Raw genomic sequence first — 19,992 nt, 5'->3', positions numbered from 1 at the left:
TCATGAGAGAAATAACAGACAAAATCAAATATAACAGCAAAATATTAATTGAAGCATCAGCAGGAACTGGAAAGACATATACACTTGAGAATATTATTACAAACTTACTCATAGAGAAAACGTATTCTCCAAGCGAAATATTAGTGCTAACATTCACAAAAAAAGCAACAGAAGAGATGTATATTAGAATACTAAAATCAATTGAGAATGCATATCACAATTCAAAAACAGATAAATCCTTAAAAACTATTTATGAACAATCAAATAAAATCTTTATCTCAACTATAAATAAATTTGCACTATATTCTCTAAATAATTTTCAAATTGAGACAGAAAATTTTTCAAAGTATAGTGTAAAAGAAAGTTTCACATCAGAAATAGATAAAATAGTTTATGAATTTTTAAGAAAAGCAGATTCATTAAAAAAAGAATTAAAAATCAAAGATAACGAATTTGAAATCTTTAAGTCTAAATTTAAAAATACGAAAGATATGACCCAATATCTAAGACAAGAGTATAAAAAAGATAAGATACAAGAACTTGAAAATTGGATAGAAAACCAAATAATCCTAAAAAAAATTCTCATAAATAAGGATAGGTTAATTTGCAAGTACAACTCAATAATTGAGGAACTAAACAAAATGACTATGCAAACAAAAAGAGCTTTCCTAAATAAATATAACCAAGGAATTAAAATACCAGAAATACAACTCAGTCATGAGAAAGATATAATAAAAATAATAGACATACTCACAAACAACAAATTTTTATCTAAAATAATAGAAGCAAATCTTAATAAAAATGCTATTCTTCTACCTAAGGAACTAAAAATACAAACTGCCCTAAGAGAACTTAGTTATGAAACAAATACAAATAAAGAAGATAAAAACAAACTTAAACGGTATATTAACCTCAAAGTTGAATATAAAATACTTAAATATATAGAAAGAGAACTTAAAAATACTATTAACATAACAAACACAATAGACCAAAAACATATAATGTTAAACTTTAAAAAACAGCTAGAATCTTACAATAACAAATTATTAAATTCAATAAAAAACAGATATAAAATAATACTAATAGATGAAGCACAAGACTTAGATATAATACAGATAGCAATATTTGAAGTGCTAAACTCCTTTGGCATAAAACTAGTATTTATAGCCGATCCCAAGCAAATAATTTATACATTTAGAAATGCTGATGTATCATTTTACAACCAAGGCATAAAAGATAAAATCAAAGATGATGCAAGAATAACCTTGTTTACAAATTACAGATCAAACAAAAAATTAGTCGAACCTTTAAATATTATGTTTGATAATATATATAATAAAGCAGTTACATCTAAAATAGAACAAATAAAATTTATCAAGTCAAAACCGGAACCCAAGAATGACGAAAACAAAATTTTTATAAATGATCAAGAAATAGAAGCAATAAATATAATAGAAACTGAGAAAAACGATAATGTTTTACAAAAAACGGCACTAACAATAAAATATCTGCTAACAAACGGAAAAATTTATGATAATAATAAACTAAGACAAATTAAAGAATCAGATATAAAAGTACTTTGCAGGACAAGTAAGGAAATAGATTTAATAGATAGGGAACTTAAAAATCAAAATATAAAAACAAATAAACTCGAGAAATCATTTTTAAAGACGAAAGAATTCAACGAAATCTTTTACTTAATAAAATGTCTAGATAGAAAACAAAACTTTCAAACTCTAAACTACATTTTAACAAGCAAAATAATCAACCTTCCATGGGAGATATACTTAAGTTTGCTTGAAAATGACAAAATTAAGCATATAGAAGAAGCCCTTAGTGACATAATATATTTACTTGAAAATCAAGAGATAATATTAATAAAAGCAATAGAAGAAATTGTATCAAAAAAAGACTTATGGCTCAATCTAGCAAAAATTTTGAATAATACTAAATTCACCGAATTTGCAAAATCAAAAAAAAGTTACAGGGAAATCCTAATAAATGAGAAAAAATTTGAGGAACTTAAGAACTATGAAACAAGTCTAGATTTTATTTCCAAAATTTACTATGAAGACAAAAATATAGAATCGTTAATATGTACTCTAGAAGAACTAATACTTAATCAAGACACTAAACAAGATGAAGATAAAACCACTACTCAGAGTGATCAATCGATAGAAATACTGACAATTCACAAATCAAAAGGACTAAGTATGAATATCGTATTTTTGATAGGTGACACTCAACTCAACAATAACCTACTAAAAAAATCTGATACATTTTATAAATTCTGCTCAGATAACAAGATAAAATATGATTTTTTAAAATTAAAAGAGAATAAACAATTTGCAAAACAAAAAATTTTAAACGAAGAAAAAAACATTTTTTACGTAGGAACAACGCGTTCTAGATTCGCACTATTTATTATCAATAAAGGCACAATAATAAATAAAATGTTAGAGCTAGCAGAAATAAAAACAATTGGAGGAATAAACCTAGACTTTAACGTATACAACCTGATTAAAACCCGCCAATTCAATAAATTAGATATAAATGAAAATAAAAAGATAAAATTAATTCCCCCAACACCAATAAATAAATATCTATTTAGAAAAGAATATACATATAGTTATACAAGTCTTACATCAATTTATAAATCCAAACATAACGCAAACCTAGCAACAAGAGAAGATGAAACTTATGACAATAATGCCACTTGTACTGAAGAATCACTACCAAAGGGCAAAGATATTGGTAATATTTTACATGCCATCATGAAAGATATAAATTTTAGCGATGCAAAAGATAGCCTAAACGATTTTAAAAAAAGCAACATTTCCATTGTACAAAAAAGAATAGAATATTTCAATTCAAAGCTAAACACACCTAAGATACAAGAAATGCTAATAAAGATGGTTTATAACATATTAAGTACAAAAATTAGATTTATTAACGCAAGATTATGTGATATTCAAGAATTGCAAAAAGAAATGGAATTTTTAATTAAAATAGATACAAAAATTCATGAAGAAAAATCTTTAATTAAAAACTACAATAAAACAAATTTAATATTAAATGAGGGATATATCAAAGGAATTATTGATCTCATATTCAAGATAAATAATAAAGTATACATTCTAGACTATAAAACAAATTATCTTGGAGAAAATTTGAAAGATTACAACTTAACAAACTTAAAAAATAAGATAAAACAAGAACAGTATGACTTACAATATAAAATTTATACGCTAGGAGTAAAAAAAATACTCTTTAAGAACATAAAAGAGTATAACGAACATTTCGGAGGAGTAATATATCTATTTACAAGAGCATTTCAAAAGAATATTAAAGAACAATCTAAAATCCAGAATGGAATTTATTTTAGCATACCAAATTTTAAAGAATTAGATTTAGAACAAATACATTTGCAATTTAAATCTTAAGAGAAAAATATGAGAAATTATTTGGTTTTAAGAGAGTTCCTTAAAGATCATAAGAGAAATTATTTAAATCCAGAACTCAAAATTTATGAAATAATTGAAACTTTAAACATAAACATAGAAAACTATTACAAATCATATTTACTCACAAGAAAAATAAAAAATGAAAAGTATAACGAACTTACCATCTTTTTAATATTTTTATTTAATTATTTTTCCAAAGGCCATTTAAGAGCTAATGTTAATTTACTAATAAAAGACATTCAAAATACAATCGAATGTGCTTCCCTTGAACTAGAAGAAAAAAATCAACTCTATCAAACATCAATAAACATACTAAAAGAACTAAAAAAATTTACAAAATTTACAAAAATAAAAGAAATCATCCTACATTTAAAAGAAAACAATATAATGAAAGACTTTAATCAAAATGAAAAAATTATCACACCTTTGATACTAGAAAATAATATTTATATCTACACACAAAAAAACTTTAGAGAAGAAGAAGAACTAATAAAAAAAATAAAACAAAGAATTAAAGGTAACAAGAGTGAAATAAAAGATCAAAGAATACAAAATATCATGGATAATTTAAACACCAAGAACCTAAGTGAAGAACAAATCAATTCAATCAAGAAATCTCTAAAAAGTAATTTTTTTATACTCAGTGGCGGACCAGGTACAGGAAAAACAACAACTATCAATTATATTCTAAAGGCAATTGATAGCCACTTAAATATCAAGCAAAAGGTAGCCCTTGTAGCACCAACTGGAAAAGCAAGTCAAAAACTAAAATTAAGTCTAAAAGAACCATTCAAAAATCTTGAAACAGAACATAGCACAGTACAAAAATTATTACAAATGTCATTCATTAATAAAGGTACTAAATATGATGAAGCTAACCCTTTAAAATTTGAAATAATAATAATTGATGAAGCGTCTATGATAGATGCAAGTACCTTCTTAAAATTACTAAAGGCAGTCAAAATAAGCGCAAAACTCATAATAACAGGAGACAAAAACCAGCTTCCACCAATAGGCGGAGGAAATGTATACTCAAGCCTTATGAAAATAAAAGAAATAAATGACGAGAATGTAGAAATACTTAAAAAAAATTTCAGAAGCAACACTGAGATAAATTTATTAGCCGAAGCAATATATAACGAAAACACAAAATTAATTTATAACCAACTCAATAGCAACAAAAGCATAATTTTAAAGGACATAAATAAAATAAATCTTGAAAATGAATTATTAAATCACACAAAAAATTTATACAAAAATATCTCTAATTTCGATCTCAACTCACTAGAAAATGAAGAAATTAAATTAATCATCAATACTCTGCTTAATAGTGTTATCTTATGTTCAAGAAATTTTGGAAAATTTGGAACAAAAAGAATAAATGAAATAATAAAACTATATCTAAAAAAAATCTATGGCGATCTAGTTGGGCAAATAATTCTGATTACACAAAATGACTATAAAAATGACATATTTAATGGAGAAAGGGGAATTCTTTTTAAAGATAATTCTAAAATCTATGCTTTAATTAAAAGAGAAGGCGAAAAATACAAAAGAATAAATTTAAATCTAATAAACAAATATGAACTTAATTTTGCAACAACAATACACAAAAGTCAAGGATCTGAATATCAATATGTACAAATAATAATAGAAAATCACCCATTTTTAACAAAAGAATTACTCTATACTGCAATAACAAGAGCTCAAAAAAACATAGAAATAATATCAAGCAAAGATATTATTAAAAATGTAAGCTTAAAAAAAATAGAAAGAGACTCAAAAATCTCAGAACATATAGATACATTAAAATAAATTGACAAAAAAAAAGAAACACAATATAATTTTAAAGTATTGCATTTGGGGGCGTAGTTCAGATGGTTAGAATGCTTGCCTGTCACGCAGGAGGTCGCGGGTTCGAGTCCCGTCGCTCCCGACAACAACTTAAGCCTAAAAATTCCTATTTTAAGCTTACTTTACTTTTATCCCACTACTGATCATAAAAGAAATATATCAAGAACAAAATTTAAATTGCATCAACAAGACAAAAATTTACAAAACTCCTACCATATAACATTTATTAATATTTACAACCATTTAAGTTACCCTAAAGAAAGCTGATCAAGCTTTACTTTATCAAGAACATATGTAACATCATCAAGACTACAAAGTTCTCCCTTAAGTGCTGTTGCAGTACCTGATGCAACGCCAAATCTAAAAGAATCACGAAGAGAATTCCCATTTTGATATGCATATACAAATCCAGCAACAACAGAATCTCCCGCACCAATAGTACTTAAAGAATTAATTTTTGGAACACTAGCTACATAAACATCATTACTATTGATGAAAATAGCTCCTTCACTCCCCATTGATACTATAATATTTTGCACACCCCTTGCTATAAGCTCACCCGCAGCATTAACTAGATCCCTATTAGAACACAAATTAATACCTAAAAGCTCTCTAAATTCATTAATATTGGGCTTTACCAAAAAAGGTTTAAGATTCATAATCTCTTGCAAGGCAAGACCACTAGTATCAATCACTAATTTAACATTAATTGAAAGATTTTTAGCTACTTCATTATAAGCCCGACACCCAAGTGAGCTTGGAATACTCCCAGACATGATTAACAAATCATTATCCAATTTCTTTAATTTTAAAATCAAAGACTGAAAACAACTCTCAAGAATTGTAGGTGCATTCCCATTAATCTCTGTTTCTTTTCCATCCGACATCATTTTAATATTGATTCTAGTATTTTCAGATATATAAACAAAATCATGTTTTATTCCTATTAAATCAAGATGAGCCTTTATATAATCACCCGTAAATCCACCTAAAAATCCAAAAGCAACACTTTCCTTCCCAAAATTCTTAAGAACACTACTTACATTTATCCCCTTCCCACCAACAAAAATATTACTATTAACAACATGATTAAGACACCCTTTTTGAAACCCGTCCACAACTATCTTATAATCAATAGCAGGATTAAGGGTAAGCGTATATATCAATCTAATCTCCTTTATAATTAAGTAAAATTATTAAATAACTGAATATATAATTACTATATGTTCTATATGTTATAATATATAGTAATTATAACATATAGTAAATAATATGGATATTACAGTATAGCAAGGAGATCCCTATGCAAGATTTACTTTCTAAAAAATTAATACTATTGAACTATAAAGCCAAAAGTAAAGATGATGTAATTGAAAAAATGGCCGATATGCTCAATGAAAATGGATATCTGACAAATAAAAAAGATTTTATAACAGATATCAAAAAGCGAGAAGAAATAAGCGGAACAGGCCTTGAAGAATATATTGCAATGCCACATGCAAAAGGTAGTTTTGTTAAAAAACATGGAATAGCTATATTAAGAGTTCAAGGAGAAGGATTTGATTTTAACTCTTCCGATTTAAAACCCTCAAAACTATTCTTCATGATAGCTGTTCCTGAAAAAATTACAGGCGATACTCATATTAAAACAATATCTTATCTTAACAATATATTTAACAATGAAACTTTAAGACAAGAAATCATGAGTACAAATGATACAAATAGATTTTTAGAAATTTTTCTAAATAGCAACTCAGATGTAAAAACAAATGAAAATAGTTCAAAAAATTTCATTCTAGCAGTAACTGCCTGCCCTACAGGAATTGCACATACATACATGGCAGCTGAAAGCCTAAAAAGGGCAGCAGCTGAATTAAATGTAGAAATTAAAGTAGAAACTAATGGCTCTAGTGGAGTTGATAATTCAATAGAAGAAGAAGAAATAAAAAGAGCAAAAGGAATAATCATTGCATCCGGCAAAACCATTGATAAAGAAAGGTTTAATGGTAAACAACTAATCGAAGTTGGTGTAAAAGATGGCATACACAAAGCAAAAGAACTCATTCAAAATATTCTTGATAACAAGGCAGAAATATATAAGAGCAAAGAACTAAAAGGCAAAATCAAAACTGTCAAAACAACAAATACATACAAGCATTTAATGAACGGTGTGTCCTTTATGCTTCCATTTGTAGTATCCGGAGGAATAATTATTGCAATATCATTCATGTTTGGAATAAAAGCTTTCGATATAAATGATCCAAGCTACAATAAAATAGCAGACATTTTAATGCAAATCGGCAGTGGTAATGCCTTTTTCCTAATGATCCCAATACTTGCTGGATACATTTCATTCAGTATAGCAGAACGTCCCGGACTTGCACCTGGAATGATTACAGGCTTAATGATGAGTAAAGGAAATGCAGGCTTTCTGGGAGGGATCTTAGCAGGATTCATTGCAGGATACGTCACTTCAGCAATAAAATCAATCAGCCAAAAAATGATACCACAAAAAATAAGTGGTATCAATCCCGTTTTAATCTATCCATTTTTCTCAGTAATAATATCAGGTTTTCTAACATATTTCTTACTAGCACCAATTGCATATATTAATACATCTATAATAAATATGTTAAACTCACTAAGTGGAACAAATATGGCACTACTAGGTGCATTGCTTGGTGGAATGATGGCAATAGATATGGGTGGCCCCGTAAACAAAGCGGCTTATGCATTCGGAATAGCAACAATAACTGCAGGAAATTATATTCCCCACGCAAGTGTAATGGCAGGAGGAATGATTCCTCCACTTGGAGTTGCACTTGCAACTAGCATGTTCAATAACAAATTCTCCCAAGAAGAACATGAAGCTGGAAAAGTTTGTTACTTTTTAGGTGCATGCTTTATAACAGAAGGAGTAATTCCTTTTGCAGCAACAGATCCTTTAAAAGTAATACCTGCTTGCATAATAGGCTCATCCATAGGAGGGTTTCTATCTGCATTATTTGAAGTAAAGCTTATGGCTCCACACGGAGGTATCTTCATTCTTCCAATAGTAACCAATCCATTAATGTGGATAATATCTATTTTAATAGGCGCCTTGATAACAGGCTTATTAATAGGATTTATGAAAAGGGATATGAAATAACTTCTTATATCCCTTTAACCTAATAAACCAATCTCAACTTTATTGGTGTTTCAAGGCTTAAAGTCCTAATCATGTCTAGTTTAAGTTCTAAAGTATTTGGATTAATCTGTTTAAACCCAAACTGTTCTTGAAGTTTCCTTGAAGTCTTAATTCTAACTAAGATATTAGAATTATCAATAAGCTCATTTGCATGTGAGGTAAAGTCAGATAGAAAGTAAACCAATACATCTTTATATTCCTTCTCAGACATTGGAATCTCCTCTGATGGCAAGAGTGCTGCAAAAGCGTCATTTACATACTCCCTATTTTCATTAATCACTCGGGTAACATTTTCTAAGTTAAAATTAAAATCTAGAATATTTCTTCCATTATTGCTTTTTATCCCAAATATAGGCATTGTCTCATTTATAAGATACTTCTTTACAACCTTAACTAAATCATCAAATTGAATTCTTAACTCAAGAGAATCACCATTTGACTTAAGAGCTAAGAGTTTTAAACCCAATTTTTTCCCCTCACCTCCAAAATATTGCCTTATTGCATCAATAGGGAAAAGAGGTAATTTAGCAGCTTCCTCTCCCACAAGAGTTGTCGCAAGTTCTTTTCTTATTTTTTCAAATTCCTTATTAACATTAAATACTAATGAACTTGTTCCACTCATATTATCCTGTAAATTAATTTCTGAAACTGTAGTACAAGAAACAAATATTAGAGATACAAATATAAACTTAAAAAATACATACATTAATAATCTCCTTAACATATACTATTATATACATGTGCTAGCTATTATAATAAAATATTAGATATCAAAACAATAAAAATATAGGAGAAAATAAAGATGAATGATCATACATTAGATATATCACACTTCCAAAACCTATTAGATAAAAGCTTAACACCATACCATCTAGTAAACTACATTGAACAAAAATTGATGTACTATCTTAATGCAAAAGAATTAAAACTTGAGGATAAATGGACATTAGAAACAGGTTATTATTATGTAAAAAAAGAAGGAACAAGTCTTATTGCCTTCAACATTAATACAAATAAGATACATGAACCATTCCTAATAGCAGCAGCACACTCTGACAGTCCTAGCTTAAAACTTAAAATAGAATCTACAGAACACAAAGGTAATGTATTCGCTCACCACATCGAAGTTTATGGATCCCCAATAATTTCAACCTGGACTGACAGAGATCTAAGCTTAGCAGGAGTTGTATACTTTAATCAAAAAGATGGAACGACTAACTCAGAACTAATAACAATTGAAAATATTGGAATAATACCAAATGTTGCTATTCATTTAAACCGAAAGGCAAATGAAGGATTTGCATATGATGCTCATGAAAATATTATGATAATCACGAGTTTCAAAAAAAGTATTAAAGAAAAAATTCTAAAAAAACTACAAATATCTGAAAAAGATTTCTTATCATGCGATCTAATATTCACAGCGTCCGAACCTTCCAAAATTATAGGTAGCGAAAGTGAATTTTTAGCATCTAAAAATCTCGATAACAAATCAGGATGTCATGCCATCATAAATGCATTTGTTAACACAAATAACAACAAAAATAAAGTAGCCATATTCTTTGACAACGAAGAGATTGGATCTGTAACCTCTAGAGGAGCTAACTCAAAATTATTAACAGAAATCTTAGAAAGAATTGATCATGTTTTAAATTTAGAGAAAGAAGAACACATAATCAAATTGAACAGATCATTCATTATTTCAATGGATGGAGCACACGGAGTGCATCCAGGCTACCTATGTAAACATGACCCAAATTACCAAATAAGTCTAGGAAAAGGCGTAACTATTAAAAGCAATGCCAATTTCAAATATGCAACAACAGCAAATGGATGTGCAAAACTTAAAGCCTTAGCTATGAAAAATAATATCAAAATTCAAGAAATAATGCTGAAAGCAAATATCAATGCCGGAAGTACAATTGGACCAATTGTAAACTCCCAAACAGGCATTGAAACAATAGATATTGGAATCCCAATGTGGGGAATGCACTCTTTAAGAGAAACTATTGCAATATCAGATCACATAGAAGCAATAAAACTTTTAAGAACATTTTTTGAAAACTGGAATTAAAAACTGGAACATATAAAAGAAATAATTGTCGTCGAAGGTAAAGACGACGCTAAGAGAATAAAAGAAATATTTAAGTGCACTATAGTTGAAACTGGTGGATTATATCTTAAGAAAGCAACCATTAACGTTTTAAAAAAAGCAATAAAAACAAATGGTATTATTATTTTTACCGACAGTGACAAGGCGGGAAACTTAATCAGAAAGCAAATACTTAAAAGGATGGGCAACGTAGACCAAAATAAAATCAAGCATGCTCATCTTAAAAGCAAAAATCAAGAAGTAGAAATATCTTCAAAACTCGAAATAATAACAACCTTAAAAAAAATAAGTACTTTTGAAAATGAAAAACAAATTAAAAGCTTAAGTCTAAATGATCTAATAGAACTCGGCATCACAGGAGATAAATCTAAAAAAAGAAGAGAACAAATACAAGAATACTTCCATTTGGGGAATGGAAACAACAAAAAACTCCTAGAAAGACTTAATTACTTTAAAATAAAACGAGAAGAAATAGAAAAAATAATATTGGCAACAAACTCAAAACTCCCTCAGAAGGACTTGAACCTCCGACCAAGTGGTTAACAGCCACCTGCTCTACCGCTGAGCTATGAGGGATTCAATGTCTAAATATTATGCTAAATTAAAAATTTTTTGTCAAGTATTCTAAATGCCATAAAAAGTGATTTAGTCACCTATAAATATTTTCAAAATGGCATCAGCAAGGATCTTAGAATCCCGATCTCTAAGCTTAGAAGATCTAATTGCCCAAGCGTCCTCATCAAATGCCAAATTCCTAACTTCAACTAATAACTTGGTCTTAACAAAGTTATTTTTTAGCATATAAAGATTTTGTCCCTTAATATAAGGAGTTCTTTTAAAACCTTCTGTCATTTTTTCAATCATATTCTTAGAATGAGCATCAAAGCCTTTTCCATTTTCAGATTGGTAATAAAATCCCATACATCGAGGTGCACCAACACTATTATCAGAATGTAAGCTAATATAAAGAACATCTTTTGCCTTAATACTTTTGTACTTATTTACAAACTTATTTACAACAGCTAACCTTTTTCTCAAACCCTCTTGAGTACCGTTTATCCAAGAGTCAACTGTATCTGTTTTATTCAAATCATAATCATTATAAATTTCATTCTTAACATTCACAAATGTATTATTAGCAGATACGCTATCTCTAATTAAATGATCAGGTGATAAAATAGTAAGCTCAACATTAGCTCCATACTCTTTAAGATACACATAGAGTCTTAAAGCAATATCATAAACATATTCATCTTCGACAACAAAAATTTCATTATTAAGTCCATCTCTAGCTTTAACAATAGCACCAGGATCAAGTCCCCCATGCCCAGGATCAATAATTACTAATTTATTTTCTAGATTATTATTTTTAATCGGTCGGGACTGTACAAGAATTTCAAAACTCTTAAAAAGCTGACTTGCTTTTTTATAAGCGTTTAGAGGAGAATACCAATCTTCTGAATAAAATTCACTTGGCTGACTGACTTTTTTAGGTTTATACCAATAATGAAAAACCCCATTAGCTTCAAAGATAGGTATCTTAGGCTCCAATACAACTAAAGCACTAATATCAAAAGCATCTCTCCTATCTAAAACACCTAAAAAATTCAAATCTAACTTTTTATTCTTATTAGAGACAATATTTGCAATAGCTTCAACTTTAGTCTTAGAATCACCAGCATTATCCACAAACTCCTTTAAATCTTCATTTGCAACAATTGACCCCTTGCTTTTATCATAAATCTTAAGTTCCTGATTATTAAAAATACTATTTCCACTTAAATTATTCCATCTCTTAAGATCTTCAAGCAAAACCCCATATCTGCGGGCAATGCTATATAAAGTCTCACCAACAGACACCCTATGGGATGTAAACGTCTCATGAACGTGCTTTCGAGTCTTTAATTGTAAAGACTTAGGACTTGACAAATTTCCTTCAATAATTTTTGAAACATCTAAAATAGAATCTGCCTTTAAATTTATTGCCCTCTCTCCATTAAGACGGACAAGATGCTTTGCAGTAACACCATAAACATATGCAATCTTTCCAAGGGTTTCTCCACGCTTTACATAATGAAAATTAATATCTCTAGAAGCCCTTTTCAAATATAATTTTTGACCAATTACTAAATTTTTACTCTCTAGAGAATTAAATCGTATAATATCTTCAATACTAATATCAAAATCTACAGAAAGTTTAGAGAGTGAATCACCCTTTTTAACTATATACGGTTTTAAAAAGTCAGGCTCATCCAAATTCAACTTAGAACCAACTTTAAGAATCTTAGAACTTAAATTATTCCAAGCAACCAATTCTTTTTCCCTAATGCCATATCTTTTCGATATACTTTTAATAGTATCACCGACTTCAACAACATGAACCTTAGCATCAGTGTCAAGCTTACCCAACTTGTCACCAATTTTACCAACAACAATCGTGTTAACCTTAGAAGAACTTGGAATAATTAATATACTCCCTACTCTAATCTTCTCAGACTTTAGATTATTTTTATTTTTAAGTTCTTCTATTGGAACCTTATACTTCACAGAGATTGCATATAAGGTATCACCCCTTACTACTTTATGTTTAAAATCAGCATATAAATCAAAGGAACTCATTATCCATAAAATAACACCAATTCCTTTAATCCTAAAAATAAAAGACCTAATATTTCTCCTTAATTCCAGTATTTTGAACAGTATAATCATAAATGATCCAGTAATAATCATACTTTCTTAAAAAGAAGACATATCGTTTAGCTACATAAAAATTACCATCCTCAAAATACACATCAGACACGACCTTCCCTGTAGAATCTGTATAAGTTGTTTCAACAATAGAAAATTTACTTGGAACTTTTGAAATATCAGAATTACTATCATTCCATAAATATTCCTTATATTCTTCTAGCATACTATTAGAACCTGACTTAAGTTCTTGCTTATAAAGATATGATTTATTTTGATCATTTAAAATAAGACTTTCAATATCAACATATAAAAAGAATTTCTCTCTCTCCCCAAGCCGCAATGCTGAAAATAAATATTCAACAACCTTATCAGGAGATAAATCCTCTTTTTTTAAAACATTCTGAATATCACGATTGGAAGATAAATTAGAAAAGTCAAATTTTCCAGCAATATCATCTGTCTTAGGTTTTAAAAACAAGGTAATCGTATTAGACTCTAAACGCTTTTGTGGATCTGAAATATCTGGAAAAAACATACCTTTGACAAAATAAACCCCATCTTTATCGAATTGTACAAATTGATTTAAACTCATAACTACAGAAAATCTCTCACTAGGTCTCAAGCTCAGAGTTCTTACAGGAATTGCAACATTCTTTGACCTATTCTTAACATACTCGAGAGACCTTTTAACTTTTATGTTAGTAACATCTGTAACATCAAAATCAAAACCGAAAGTATGAATATCTCCTATTTCAAGAGTAATTAAATCATCAGATGAGTTACCTAGCGAAACTTCAACAGAAACATTACTATTAACACGATAAATTGATTGATTGAAAAACTTTATATTAAAATCAAGACCCTTATAATCTCTAGGAAAAAGAATAAAAGGAACAAGCATAAGAGATACAACAAACAATAACTTCCTAAATTCCATAAACTCCTCAAATCTAACTATATTATACACAACGAAACAGAACATTATCTATTCATATATAATATTATACTAAACTACAGAAACAAAAAGGTAAAAAATGAATATAGAAAAAGAAATAACTGTCAGACTAAGTGAAAATCAAAATTTAAAAAAAATAAAACAATTTATTAAAAATAATATACCCTTTGTAATAACAGGGCATGAAGGATTTTTTAAGGCTTTTCTAATCAACAAAATAAAGGAATACAGCAAAGAAAATAAAGTTATATTAATAGTAAAAAACGAAAATATTTCCAGTGAACTCAAAAATGACTTAATGCAAATTACAGATCAAATATATGAACTTAATTATTTTAATTCCCTTACATATAAAGGAATAAGTTCAAAAAGCAAAATCTTTAGCGAAAGAGTAAAATTTTTAATCAATTTTTATGAAAATAATTCTGGAATCTACATTGTTTCGCTTAAATCTCTACTTAGCAAAATTCCTACAAAAGAAAATTTATTTAACAACATTTATAAAATTCATACAGGTAAGATCATAAACATAGAAAATCTTGAAATTAATCTTATAAAATTAGGATATGAAAAAACAACTAGGGTTGCATTACCTGGCGAATTTACAATAAAGGGTACAACAATAGACCTATATCCATTTAACAAAGCACAACCAATAAGAATCTCGATGCATGTCGATAAAATAGAAGAAATCAAATATTTTAATCCCTTAACTCAATTAAAACAAGAAAATGAAATTTTAGAATTTGATATAATTCCTACAAAAGAAATCATTTGGAATAACGAAAGCATAAACATACTAAAACAACACATAAAAGAAAATGAATACAAAAAATTATTTGAACAAATTCAAACAAAATATAATGTAAGAGCAGAAGAAATGTTCTATCCATTAATAGGCAATACATACTTAAGTCAAGAAATAAATGCAGACATAATTACTATAAATTTCGAAATACCAAATTTACAAGCAGAGATAAAAAATATCTATAAAGAATATGAAAAACTCTATAATCAAGCAATAGAGACAGGAGAAAAAACAATTGCCCCAAAAAAAATTTTCACGAACCTAAACAATCTAAGATTAAAAACTCACATCTTATTCGCCAAAACCCCTGCCCCTACAAAAACAGAAGAAATCATAGAATTTAAAATAGAAAGTGAATGTAAATGTTTTTCAAACATTGCACTTGCAAAGGAGAAAATACAAAATTGGCTAAATAATGGATTTAAAGTAATAATTGCAGCAGAATCTAACTCACAAAAAGAAAAATTAAAATACATATTCAAAGAGCTACATCAAATCAAAATTGAAGTATTAAAAATATCAAGCTCACTTATAATAAACAAAGAAAAAATAGCAATTATTCTTGAATCAGATATCTTCAATAGAATACAAAAAACAAATAAAGCTTTCGAATCATCAAAAACAAAAACCATTGATTCATTCATTGAAATTGAAAAAAATAGTCATATTGTTCACATAAACCATGGAATTGGAATATTTAGAAAGATAAAAAGAATTAAAACAAGTCTTCTTGAAAAAGACTACATTGAAATTGAATATGCAGACAACGAAAAATTATTTATTCCAATTGAGCAAACACACCTCATTCAAAGATATATCGGCAATGAAACTCAAAACATAAAATTAGATAAAATCAGCTCAAAAACCTGGGAAAAGAAAAAAGCTTATGCAAAGAAAAGAATTGATGCAATTGCTGATAAGCTTGTCTCACTTTACTTAGAAAGAGAAAGCACTAAGGGATTTCAATATCCTCAAGATGATGAATGGCAATTATTATTTGAAGCAGAATTTCCATACAATGAAACTCCAGACCAATTAACAGCAATATCAGAAATCAAACAAGATATGATGAGTCCAAAAGTAATGGATAGACTCCTATGCGGAGACGTTGGATTTGGTAAAACTGAAGTTGCAATGAGAGCTGCATTCAAAGCTGTCATGGGTAAAAAACAGGTAGCAATACTCTCTCCAACAACAATTCTTACAGAACAACACTTCAATACATTCAAGAAAAGATTTAAAAACTTTCCAGTCAAAATTGCAATGATTAGCAGATTCATAGGAAAATCAAAAGAAAGAGAAATTATTAAAAATTTAGAAACAGGCGAAATTGACATAATAATTGGAACACACAAAATACTCTCTAAGAAAATAATATACAAGAACTTAGGACTCATCATAATTGATGAAGAACAAAGATTTGGAGTAAGAGAAAAAGAAAGACTTAAAGAAATAAAAGTCTCTATTGACTGTCTTTCCTTATCAGCAACTCCAATTCCTAGATCTCTTCATATGTCATTAATCAAATTAAGAGACATCTCTGTCCTAAAAACTCCACCCCAAAACAGAATTAAAATAGAAACTTACGTAGAAGAATTTAACGAACTACTGATTAAACATGCAATAGAAAATGAGCTTTCCAGAGATGGACAAGTCTTCTTTGTACATCACAATATTCAAGAATTAGATTCAATAAAAGCAATACTAGAGAAAGTGGTCCCTTATGCAAGAATTGCAACTATCCACGCAAAGCTCACAGGTGAACAAATTGAAAATATTATGCATGATTTTATAAATAAATCATACCAGGTACTACTAGCAACAACAATAATTGAAAACGGAATAGATATTGAAAACGCAAATACAATAATAATTAACAATGCAAACAGATTTGGACTTGCACAACTATACCAGCTCAGAGGAAGAGTCGGCAGAAGTTCACAGAAAGCCTTTGCCTATTTTTTATACAAAGAAAACTCAAGCCTAAATGAAGGTGCTATTGAAAGACTAAAAGCAATATCTGAGCTTTCAGAACTTGGAGCAGGATTTCAAATTGCAATGAAAGATATGGAAATAAGGGGTGTTGGAAACCTACTTGGAAGAGAACAACATGGAGAGATAGAATCTATTGGATTGGATTACTATCTAACAATGTTAAACAAAGCAATTGAAAAACGAATGGGTAAAAATTCTAAGGAAGATAAAATCACTATTGAAATCAACTATAACGGATTTATACCCGACAGTTATATAAATAGTGAACAAGACAAAATATCAATTTATAAAAAAATTGCAGCAATTCAAAATGAAGAAGAAAATAATAAAATAAGATCTGAAATCTATGATCGATTTGGACCAATCCCAAAAGAGCTTAACACTCTACTTATGTTATCAGAATTAAAATTACTTGTTAAAAAACTTAATATTGCTAGTCTTAAAGAAAGAAATGGATTACTCGAAATCGAATATTTAAACACAAGCAGCATTCCTGTCACAAAAATAATACAAATAATAAAATACAATCCTACTATAATGAAAATAAACCCAGAATATAAAAATTCAGTTTTTCTAAACTTAAAAAATGTGAAAGAATCAGAGAAAATCAAATGTATATATAAAAATTTGAATCTATTATTATAACGATAGGATATAAAGACATGATAATACTAACACTTAATACAGGAAGTTCTTCATTAAAATTTACATTATATAAATATAAAGAATATAAATATAAAGACACACAAATACTGGTATCTGGAATAATCGAAAAAATAAAAACAAGCAAAGCAATAATTAAAATTCAAACCAAAAACGAATTATTAGAAAGAACAAATGAAAACATCAAATCACATAAAGAAGCATTAAAACGACTGATTAAAGTGCTTACAAACAAGAAATTAAAAATCATAGACAACTTAAATGAAATCCAAGGAATAGGACACAGAATTGTACATGGAGGGCCAAATTTCAAAAATTCAGTAATACTTAATGAAAATGTTTTAATCGAACTCAAAAAGATATCAAAGCTAGCACCTCTCCACAATCCAACTGCAATAAAAGTCATAGAAACAACACTTAAAATATTTCAAAATATAAAACAAGTTTTATGTTTTGATACATCATGGCATCAAACCATGAATGAAAATGCATTCTTATACGCCACACCATACTCTTGGTATAAAGACTACAAAATCAGAAAATACGGATTTCACGGCCTATCCTATGCATACATAACTAAAAGAGTTGCAACAATACTTAATAAACACATAAAAGATTTAAACTTGATAATACTACATTTAGGTAATGGATCCAGCATCAATGCAGTCAAAAATGGAATATCCTACGACACAAGCATGGGCCTTACTCCCCTTGAAGGGCTCGTAATGGGTACAAGAAGTGGAGACATAGATCCTTCAGTCATTCCTTTAATGAGTAAACAACTAAACAAAACCCCAAGAAAGATTGAAGAAATCCTCAATAAGGAAAGTGGTATGCTTGGAATATCTCTTAAGTCAAATGATCTAAGAGATATTTGGCAAGGGGTGGAAAATAATGAATATAACTCTAAACTTGCAGTTGAAATAATGGCTTACAGAATCAAGAAATATATTGGATCTTACCTTGCAGTACTCAACTTCAATATTGATGCAATAGTTTTCACAGCTGGCATCGGTGTTACCGACTATGGAATTAGAGAACTATCACTAAAAGGCTTTGAAAAAATTGGAATAAAAATTGACATTCAAAAGAACAATTTAGCAAGAGAAAAAAACATAGAATCTGATATATCAAGTGAAAAAAGTAAGACAAAAATACTAGTAATACCAACAAATGAAGAATTAACTATACTAGAAGACACCTACAATCTAATTACAGAGCATTCATGAATGCTTAAAATAAAAAATATATACCTTTCAGAATATTCAACAAAGATTACACAGAAATTTTACAAATCAACTCAAAGTCAATCTTATTCTTAAGGACTAAACAATTGATTCATCCAAACAAAATAGTATCAATAATATCAAAGCAAAACTTTTTTCTTAACATCCTCAAGTACCTTCTCGCCTCTAATAATCTTAAGCAAAGCAAAAGCAAATTCAAAAGCCGTACCAACACCCTTAGAAGTAATAAAGTTATTACTAATAACAACATCCTCATCCACAAACTCACCATCAATAACACCTTTTTCAAATCCTGGATAGCAAGTAAATTTATTTGAACCCAAAAGCCCCTTTGCAGAAAGCACAACCGCTGGCGATGCACAAATAGCTGCAATGAACTTACCTTGCAAGTTCATATTTTTTAAAATATTATCCAAATATTTAGATTCAAAAAGATTTGTAGCACCAGGTATTCCTCCAGGAAGTATTATTAAATCAAAATCATCTGCACTACAATCTGATATTTTCTCATCAGCCCAAAAAGTAACTCCCCTAGCACCTGCAACAACCCTATCATCATTTAGACTTATAAGCTTCAGATCAACACCACCACGTCTTAAAATATTAACAGGAATTATAGCTTCAATCTCTTCAAAACCATTTGCAAGCACAACTGCTACTCTCATAATACAAACTCCTTAATGCTGATGGAGGGACTTGAACCCACGACAACCCGGATATGAGCCGAGTGCTCTAACCAACTGAGCTACATCAGCTTGCAGCCTTTAAGTGTATAAATTCAAAGATATTTTGTCAATATAAAAACATATTCCCAAAGATACACATCTATTTTATTAAATAACTGTAACCAATAAATATAATAAAAAATTTAACTCGACAAATAAGTGCTTGGCATTTTTTTATCAATAATAATAAAATTATTATTAACACTAAATTAAATTTCTTAACATGAATTAGAATGAAAACAAAAAATTTATAATTTTAAGTATGATAATTAATTGGAATGGTTTTAAAA

General features: G+C 28.7%; 12 protein-coding genes and 3 tRNA genes. 8 read left to right on the top strand and 7 right to left on the bottom strand.

Annotated elements, in window-relative coordinates:
- The first annotated feature begins 2 nt into the window (after positions 1-2).
- From recB to N187_RS03135, 3 genes are all read left to right on the top strand, one after another.
- Positions 3-3,443 carry an exodeoxyribonuclease V subunit beta gene (gene recB / locus N187_RS03145; protein WP_025419790.1) on the top strand — a complete coding sequence of 1,147 codons (3,441 nt, stop codon included), beginning with the start codon at positions 3-5 and terminating at the stop codon, positions 3,441-3,443.
- Between the two features lie 9 nt (positions 3,444-3,452).
- Entirely contained in the window at positions 3,453-5,279 is a 1,827-nt protein-coding gene (gene recD / locus N187_RS03140) for an exodeoxyribonuclease V subunit alpha (RefSeq protein ID WP_025419789.1), read from the top strand.
- A 47-nt stretch (positions 5,280-5,326) separates the two neighbouring features.
- A tRNA-Asp gene (locus tag N187_RS03135) sits at positions 5,327-5,400 on the top strand.
- A gap of 166 nt (positions 5,401-5,566) precedes the next feature.
- Here the strand turns inward: N187_RS03135 and pfkB are convergent.
- A complete protein-coding gene (pfkB, locus tag N187_RS03130) occupies positions 5,567-6,484 on the bottom strand; it encodes a 1-phosphofructokinase (protein WP_025419788.1) in 918 nt (305 codons plus the stop codon).
- Positions 6,485-6,621: 137 nt separating this feature from the next.
- Here pfkB and N187_RS03125 point away from each other — a divergent pair, with 137 nt between their 5' ends.
- Positions 6,622-8,466, top strand: a complete 1,845-nt coding sequence (locus N187_RS03125; protein WP_025419787.1) for a fructose-specific PTS transporter subunit EIIC — start codon at positions 6,622-6,624, stop codon at positions 8,464-8,466.
- A gap of 19 nt (positions 8,467-8,485) precedes the next feature.
- Here the strand turns inward: N187_RS03125 and N187_RS03120 are convergent, their stop codons facing one another.
- Positions 8,486-9,211: a hypothetical protein gene (locus N187_RS03120; protein WP_025419786.1), complete on the bottom strand. Its 726-nt coding sequence runs from the start codon at positions 9,209-9,211 to the stop codon at positions 8,486-8,488.
- Between the two features lie 96 nt (positions 9,212-9,307).
- Here N187_RS03120 and N187_RS03115 point away from each other — a divergent pair, with 96 nt between their 5' ends.
- Together N187_RS03115 and rnmV are read left to right on the top strand one after the other, a co-directional pair.
- Positions 9,308-10,579 carry a M18 family aminopeptidase gene (locus N187_RS03115; protein WP_025419785.1) on the top strand — a complete coding sequence of 424 codons (1,272 nt, stop codon included), beginning with the start codon at positions 9,308-9,310 and terminating at the stop codon, positions 10,577-10,579.
- A gap of 3 nt (positions 10,580-10,582) precedes the next feature.
- Positions 10,583-11,161, top strand: coding sequence for a ribonuclease M5 (gene rnmV / locus N187_RS03110; protein WP_075550334.1), 579 nt, complete (start codon positions 10,583-10,585; stop codon positions 11,159-11,161).
- On the opposite strand, the gene N187_RS03105 is transcribed toward rnmV, so the two are convergent.
- The 3 genes from N187_RS03105 to N187_RS03095 all read right to left on the bottom strand — a co-directional run bounded on the left by N187_RS03105 (position 11,123) and on the right by N187_RS03095 (position 14,246).
- Positions 11,123-11,194 (bottom strand) — tRNA-Asn (locus N187_RS03105). The two genes, rnmV and N187_RS03105, sit on opposite strands and share 39 nt — an antisense overlap.
- A 69-nt stretch (positions 11,195-11,263) precedes the next feature.
- Positions 11,264-13,327: a LysM peptidoglycan-binding domain-containing protein gene (locus N187_RS03100; RefSeq protein ID WP_038443419.1), complete on the bottom strand. Its 2,064-nt coding sequence runs from the start codon at positions 13,325-13,327 to the stop codon at positions 11,264-11,266.
- Entirely contained in the window at positions 13,284-14,246 is a 963-nt protein-coding gene (locus N187_RS03095) for a hypothetical protein (protein ID WP_025419782.1), read from the bottom strand. Before N187_RS03095 ends, N187_RS03100 begins: the two co-directional genes overlap by 44 nt.
- Before the next feature lie 97 nt (positions 14,247-14,343).
- On the opposite strand from N187_RS03095, the gene mfd reads away from it, so the two are divergent.
- Together mfd and N187_RS03085 are read left to right on the top strand one after the other, a co-directional pair.
- Positions 14,344-17,712 carry a transcription-repair coupling factor gene (gene mfd / locus N187_RS03090; protein WP_025419781.1) on the top strand — a complete coding sequence of 1,123 codons (3,369 nt, stop codon included), beginning with the start codon at positions 14,344-14,346 and terminating at the stop codon, positions 17,710-17,712.
- Positions 17,713-17,729: 17 nt separating this feature from the next.
- Entirely contained in the window at positions 17,730-18,959 is a 1,230-nt protein-coding gene (locus tag N187_RS03085; RefSeq protein ID WP_025419780.1) for an acetate kinase, read from the top strand.
- 137 nt (positions 18,960-19,096) lie between these two features.
- On the opposite strand, the gene N187_RS03080 is transcribed toward N187_RS03085, so the two are convergent.
- Both N187_RS03080 and N187_RS03075 read right to left on the bottom strand, forming a co-directional pair.
- Positions 19,097-19,642 (bottom strand): DJ-1 family glyoxalase III, encoded by a 546-nt coding sequence (locus N187_RS03080; RefSeq protein WP_025419779.1) that lies wholly within the window; start codon positions 19,640-19,642, stop codon positions 19,097-19,099.
- Between the two features lie 16 nt (positions 19,643-19,658).
- A tRNA-Met gene (locus tag N187_RS03075) sits at positions 19,659-19,732 on the bottom strand.
- Positions 19,733-19,992: the final 260 nt, after the last annotated feature.

It is taken from the genome of Borrelia anserina Es, from assembly GCF_001936255.1.
Taxonomy (GTDB): Bacteria; Spirochaetota; Spirochaetia; order Borreliales; family Borreliaceae; genus Borrelia; species Borrelia anserina.
This window is presented reverse-complemented; position numbering and strand designations above follow the sequence as displayed.

Coding starts and splice junctions, on each gene's coding strand:
- recB (WP_025419790.1), top strand. CDS start 3: ATGAGAGAAATAACAGACAAAATCAAATATAACAGCAAAATATTAATT.
- recD (WP_025419789.1), top strand. CDS start 3,453: ATGAGAAATTATTTGGTTTTAAGAGAGTTCCTTAAAGATCATAAGAGA.
- N187_RS03125 (WP_025419787.1), top strand. CDS start 6,622: ATGCAAGATTTACTTTCTAAAAAATTAATACTATTGAACTATAAAGCC.
- N187_RS03120 (WP_025419786.1), bottom strand. CDS start 9,211: ATGTATGTATTTTTTAAGTTTATATTTGTATCTCTAATATTTGTTTCT.
- N187_RS03115 (WP_025419785.1), top strand. CDS start 9,308: ATGAATGATCATACATTAGATATATCACACTTCCAAAACCTATTAGAT.
- N187_RS03100 (WP_038443419.1), bottom strand. CDS start 13,327: ATGATTATACTGTTCAAAATACTGGAATTAAGGAGAAATATTAGGTCT.
- N187_RS03095 (WP_025419782.1), bottom strand. CDS start 14,246: ATGGAATTTAGGAAGTTATTGTTTGTTGTATCTCTTATGCTTGTTCCT.
- mfd (WP_025419781.1), top strand. CDS start 14,344: ATGAATATAGAAAAAGAAATAACTGTCAGACTAAGTGAAAATCAAAAT.
- N187_RS03085 (WP_025419780.1), top strand. CDS start 17,730: ATGATAATACTAACACTTAATACAGGAAGTTCTTCATTAAAATTTACA.
- N187_RS03080 (WP_025419779.1), bottom strand. CDS start 19,642: ATGAGAGTAGCAGTTGTGCTTGCAAATGGTTTTGAAGAGATTGAAGCT.